Source organism: Mycobacterium sp. E3298 (assembly GCF_001666895.1).
Taxonomy (GTDB): Bacteria; Actinomycetota; Actinomycetes; order Mycobacteriales; family Mycobacteriaceae; genus Mycobacterium.
In genome coordinates this window covers 1-3,915 of record NZ_LZJB01000459.1, presented here as the reverse complement: position 1 = coordinate 3,915, position 3,915 = coordinate 1, and the positions used below count along the sequence as shown (strand labels likewise).

Annotated in this window: 5 protein-coding genes and 2 pseudogenes; 5 read left to right on the top strand and 2 right to left on the bottom strand. The window is 67.2% G+C overall.

All coding sequences use genetic code 11. The features are described 5' to 3' along the window. Positions 1 to 186 (top strand): annotated as a pseudogene (locus tag A9X05_RS21340) (M18 family aminopeptidase); the annotation flags it as partial. Positions 187 to 209: 23 nt separating this feature from the next. Here the strand turns inward: A9X05_RS21340 and A9X05_RS21335 are convergent. Both A9X05_RS21335 and A9X05_RS21330 read right to left on the bottom strand, forming a co-directional pair. Continuing rightward, complete coding sequence (locus A9X05_RS21335; RefSeq protein WP_067783952.1) at positions 210 to 578, bottom strand: DoxX family protein; 369 nt, start codon at positions 576 to 578, stop codon at positions 210 to 212. 45 nt (positions 579 to 623) lie between these two features. Then, complete coding sequence (locus A9X05_RS21330) at positions 624 to 1,073, bottom strand: nitroreductase/quinone reductase family protein (RefSeq protein WP_067783950.1); 450 nt, start codon at positions 1,071 to 1,073, stop codon at positions 624 to 626. 188 nt (positions 1,074 to 1,261) lie between these two features. Between A9X05_RS21330 and A9X05_RS21325 the strand changes: the two genes are divergently transcribed. From A9X05_RS21325 to A9X05_RS21310, 4 genes and pseudogenes are all read left to right on the top strand, one after another. Further along, positions 1,262 to 1,684: a hypothetical protein gene (locus tag A9X05_RS21325; RefSeq protein ID WP_067783948.1), complete on the top strand. Its 423-nt coding sequence runs from the start codon at positions 1,262 to 1,264 to the stop codon at positions 1,682 to 1,684. Continuing rightward, positions 1,681 to 3,210: a multicopper oxidase family protein gene (locus A9X05_RS21320; RefSeq protein WP_067783946.1), complete on the top strand. Its 1,530-nt coding sequence runs from the start codon at positions 1,681 to 1,683 to the stop codon at positions 3,208 to 3,210. The genes A9X05_RS21325 and A9X05_RS21320 overlap by 4 nt, the downstream gene beginning before the upstream one ends. 65 nt (positions 3,211 to 3,275) lie before the next feature. Beyond that, entirely contained in the window at positions 3,276 to 3,623 is a 348-nt protein-coding gene (locus tag A9X05_RS21315) for a VOC family protein (RefSeq protein ID WP_067783945.1), read from the top strand. Positions 3,624 to 3,673: 50 nt separating this feature from the next. Continuing rightward, positions 3,674 to 3,915 (top strand): annotated as a pseudogene (locus A9X05_RS21310) (phosphoribosylformylglycinamidine synthase II); the annotation flags it as partial.

The following is a 3,915-nucleotide window of genomic DNA, read 5'->3' as shown; positions in this document are numbered from 1 at the left end:
GAGCACCGGGCCGATCTGCCCTGCGGATCGACGATCGGGCCGTTGGCCTCGGCTCGGACCGGCATCCCGACCGTCGACGTCGGCGCCGCGCAGCTGGCCATGCACTCCGCGCGCGAGTTGATGGGCGCGCACGACGTGGCCGCCTACGCGGCGGCGATGGAAGCGTTCCTTTCGCCGACGCCGTAGGGCGGCCTGACGAGCTGGCCGTGCTAGAGCACGACCGGGTGCGCCATCACGGTGAGCGTCAAGGTCGCGACGTTGACGGCAAGCAGGAACCCCGCCAGTGCGAACTGTCCGGAGATGTCGTGGGCGAGGACGTGCGTGTACATCGCGCAGACAAAGAAGATTGTCAGCCCCGCCGCCGCGGCCGCGCCGACTGCCGGTACCGACAGGCCGACGATCAGTCCAAGGGCGCCAAGGGTTTTCAGCGTGCCGATCGGAAAGGTCAGCCAGGACACCGGGACGCCCGCGCGTTGCATGGGCGGAATGATCGGCGCGAAGTGCACCAGCGCGCTCACGCCGGAAAGTCCGTTGAAAATGATGGCAGCTATCGTCATGACGAGGTACGCGGTGTGCATGTTGCGCCTTCCATATCTGGTCGGTCGGTGGCGGATCGTTCGGCGTCAGTTCGCCGGGATCGGGTCTAGTCGGAACACGGCGATCCGGCCCGCCAGCGCCTCGACTTCTTCGGGATTGCCCTGGCGTACCAGGCCGGAGCGTTTCAAAAAGCCCACACCGACCGGCACTTCGGCGGGATATTGGCGCAACACCGGGCGAGCTTGCTCGGCGGTCAGCTCAGTTATCCTGACGCGCCGCGTCTTTCGGCCCTTGCCGAGCGTTCCTGCGCCGGCGGCGCGGGCGTTGAGCGCCCAATCGGCTCCGGGGAATCCGGCCACGGCATAGAGGTGCCCGTCGAGGGTGAACGGCGTCATCGGGGTGCTGCGAGGCCGACCCGTTTTGCGGCCCGGCACCGTCAAAACCATGGGCGGTCCAGTCGGTATGCCAAGTTTTTGCAGCGCGATCATGAACCTGTTCATCGGCTTCAGCCAACGAGGGGGCGTCGGGTGGGACATCTCTTCTCCTGTCGCGAATTTCGTTGCGGTGGAACCGCAGCCGGTGGGTCCGCCGCAATGGGGAGCCGGTCATCAGCAACCCGTATCCAAGGACGGGTCGGTGGCGCGGAAAGTTACACATGCGTGCGTAACTTTTTGCGGCGCCGTCTCGTCGTCATCTCTTGAGTGCGCAATCTCTGGGAGGACTGATGACAGCCGATGACTGGCATGGCCCGCGCTGGCCCCGTTTGATCGCCCGTGCCACCAGCGCGACGTTGGCATTGCTGGCCCTGGTGCAAGCCGCGTTCGCCGGGAGTTTTCTGGGCGGCCGATACGACGCACTGATGCTGCACTCGGTCGGCGCGAGGGTGACCACGGTGCTTTCCGTCGTTCAGGTCGCGGTGCTGGTGATTGTGAGCAGGACGGGCGGGCCGCGACGCCCGGCGGCGCTCGGGGCCCTCGTGACCCTCCTCTTCGTCGCCGAGTTCGCCTCGGGGGAATTGCGGTTGACGGGCTTACACGTTCCGCTCGGAGTGCTGTTGATCGTGGGGATCTTCCAGCTCACTGCCGCGGTCTGGCGTTTGCCGCTGGCCGCACGCTCGCGTCCGGCCGAGCGGGAACCGATCCGATGAATCGGCGTGGCGCGTTGCGGCTGGGCGCCGCGGCGGCGGGCATCGGTTTCGTCGGCGCCGGCTGGCCGCTCGCCGGCGCGCTGCTGGGCCCCGCCGAGTCAGGACGGCTGATACGCAGCCAGACCAGGTTTCCCGATCGCTATCAAGTCCCACTGCCGATCCCGGAACAATTGGCGCCGGTTCGAAGCGACGCTCACGCCGACTACTACGAGATCACCCAGCAGGCCACGCAATTGCGCATACTGCCCGGGCTGCCTACGGCGGCGTGGACTTACAACACGAGCTTTCCCGGCCCGACCATTGCTTCGCGGTCCGGCCGACGCACCGTCGTGCGGCACCGCAACGCCCTGCCCGTGCCGGTTGTGGTGCACCTACACGGCGGCCACACACCGGAAGACCACGATGGGTACCCGACCGACTTCATCCTGCCGCCCGGCGTCCGACTCGGGGCTGACGTCATGGCGCGCAACAGCGTTGTCGGACAGCGCGAATACGTTTACCCGCTGAACCAGCGGGCCGCTACGTTGTGGTACCACGATCACCGCATGGGCTACACCGGCGCCGCGGTGTGGCGCGGCCTGGCCGGATTCCACTTGGTCCACGACGACGAGGAAGACGCGTTGCCGCTGCCACGCGGCCGGCGGGACGTGCCGCTGATGATCACCGATCGCGCGTTCGCCGCCGATGGCTCCTTTCGCTACCCGGGCGCCGTCGGCGGCGGAGCAACCGGTGAGTACATGAACGGCGTCCTTGGCGACGTCATCCTCGTCAACGGTGCGCCGTGGCCGGTGCTGTCGACCGACCCCGCCCGTTACCGCCTGCGGCTCTTGAACGCATCCAACGCCCGTCGCTACCGGCTGCAGCTGGACCCGCAACCACCCGGCGGTTCGGCGCTGGTGCAGGTCGGCAGTGACGGTGGATTACTGGCGCGACCCATGGGCCACGACTACATCGACATCGCTCCGGCCGAACGATTCGACGTGGTGGTCGATTTCGGCCGCTACCCGGTGGGAACACAAGTGCGGCTGCTCAACCGGTTGGGTGGCGAAAGCGCTGGCGAGGTCATGCGATTCGACATCGTCGGCGCCGACCGTGCCGACGATTCGGCCATCCCGGACCGGCTCAGCGGAAGCGTCCCGGGTCTCGACCCACAGGCCCGCGTGGCCACGCGAACGTTCCTCTTTCGCCTCGGCAGAAAAGGGGTGTGGACGATCAACGACCTGGCCTATCAACCGGGCCGGCCGCTGGTGCGCCCTAAGCTCGGCACCACAGAAGTCTGGCGGTTCATCACCGAGTTCCACCATCCCGTTCATGTGCACCTGAATTCCTTTCGCGTGCTCTCCCGCAACGGCCGTGCGCCGGGCCGGTTCGACATGGGATGGAAGGACACCGTCGATGTGCGCCCAGCCGAAGCCGTTGAAGTCCTCACCCGGTTCACCGACTACACCGGTTCATACCTGCTGCACTGCCACAACCTCGAACACGAAGACATGGCGATGATGGCCGACTTCGTGACCGTCGACTGACCACCGGGCGACCCGGGACGGCGACCCCTTCAACTGGGCCATTTCGAGGCCTAAGGTCAGGCGGTATGGCGCTCAACCTGGAGATGATCACCTTCGACTGCAGCGATCCGGCGCGGCTGGGCGGCTGGTGGGCCGAGCAGTTCGGCGGCACGACGCAGGAGCTGCTCGCCGGCGAGTTCACCGTGGTGAGTTTGCCGGAAGGACCGCGGCTCGGCTTCCAAAAAGTGCCCGACCCCACCCCGGGCAAGAACCGCGTGCACCTGGACTTCGGGCCCGCCGACGTGGATGCCGAGGCGTCTCGGCTGACGGCCGCCGGGGCCACCGAGGTCGGCCGGCATGAGTTCGGCGACAATTTTCGCTGGGTGGTGCTGGCCGACCCCGAGGGGAACGTCTTCTGCGTCGTCGGCCAATAGCCTCCACGGCGAGCCGACGGTGACGGGAGCGCCGACCTAGACTGTCTGGCGTGACAGTCCCCGGGACGAGCGCCCGCACCCAGGCGATCGACACCGTCGAGCACGCCGCCGCCAGCCCCGACCAGCCGCAGCCCTTCGGCGAGCTGGGCCTTAAAGACGACGAGTACCAGCGAATCCGCGAGATCCTGGGCCGCCGACCCACCGACACCGAGCTGGCGATGTACTCGGTGATGTGGAGTGAGCACTGCTCCTACAAGTCGTCCAAGGTGCACCTGCGCTACTTCGGCGAGAC

Coding starts and splice junctions, on each gene's coding strand:
- A9X05_RS21330 (WP_067783950.1), bottom strand. CDS start 1,073: ATGTCCCACCCGACGCCCCCTCGTTGGCTGAAGCCGATGAACAGGTTC.
- A9X05_RS21320 (WP_067783946.1), top strand. CDS start 1,681: ATGAATCGGCGTGGCGCGTTGCGGCTGGGCGCCGCGGCGGCGGGCATC.
- A9X05_RS21325 (WP_067783948.1), top strand. CDS start 1,262: ATGACAGCCGATGACTGGCATGGCCCGCGCTGGCCCCGTTTGATCGCC.
- A9X05_RS21315 (WP_067783945.1), top strand. CDS start 3,276: ATGGCGCTCAACCTGGAGATGATCACCTTCGACTGCAGCGATCCGGCG.
- A9X05_RS21335 (WP_067783952.1), bottom strand. CDS start 578: ATGCACACCGCGTACCTCGTCATGACGATAGCTGCCATCATTTTCAAC.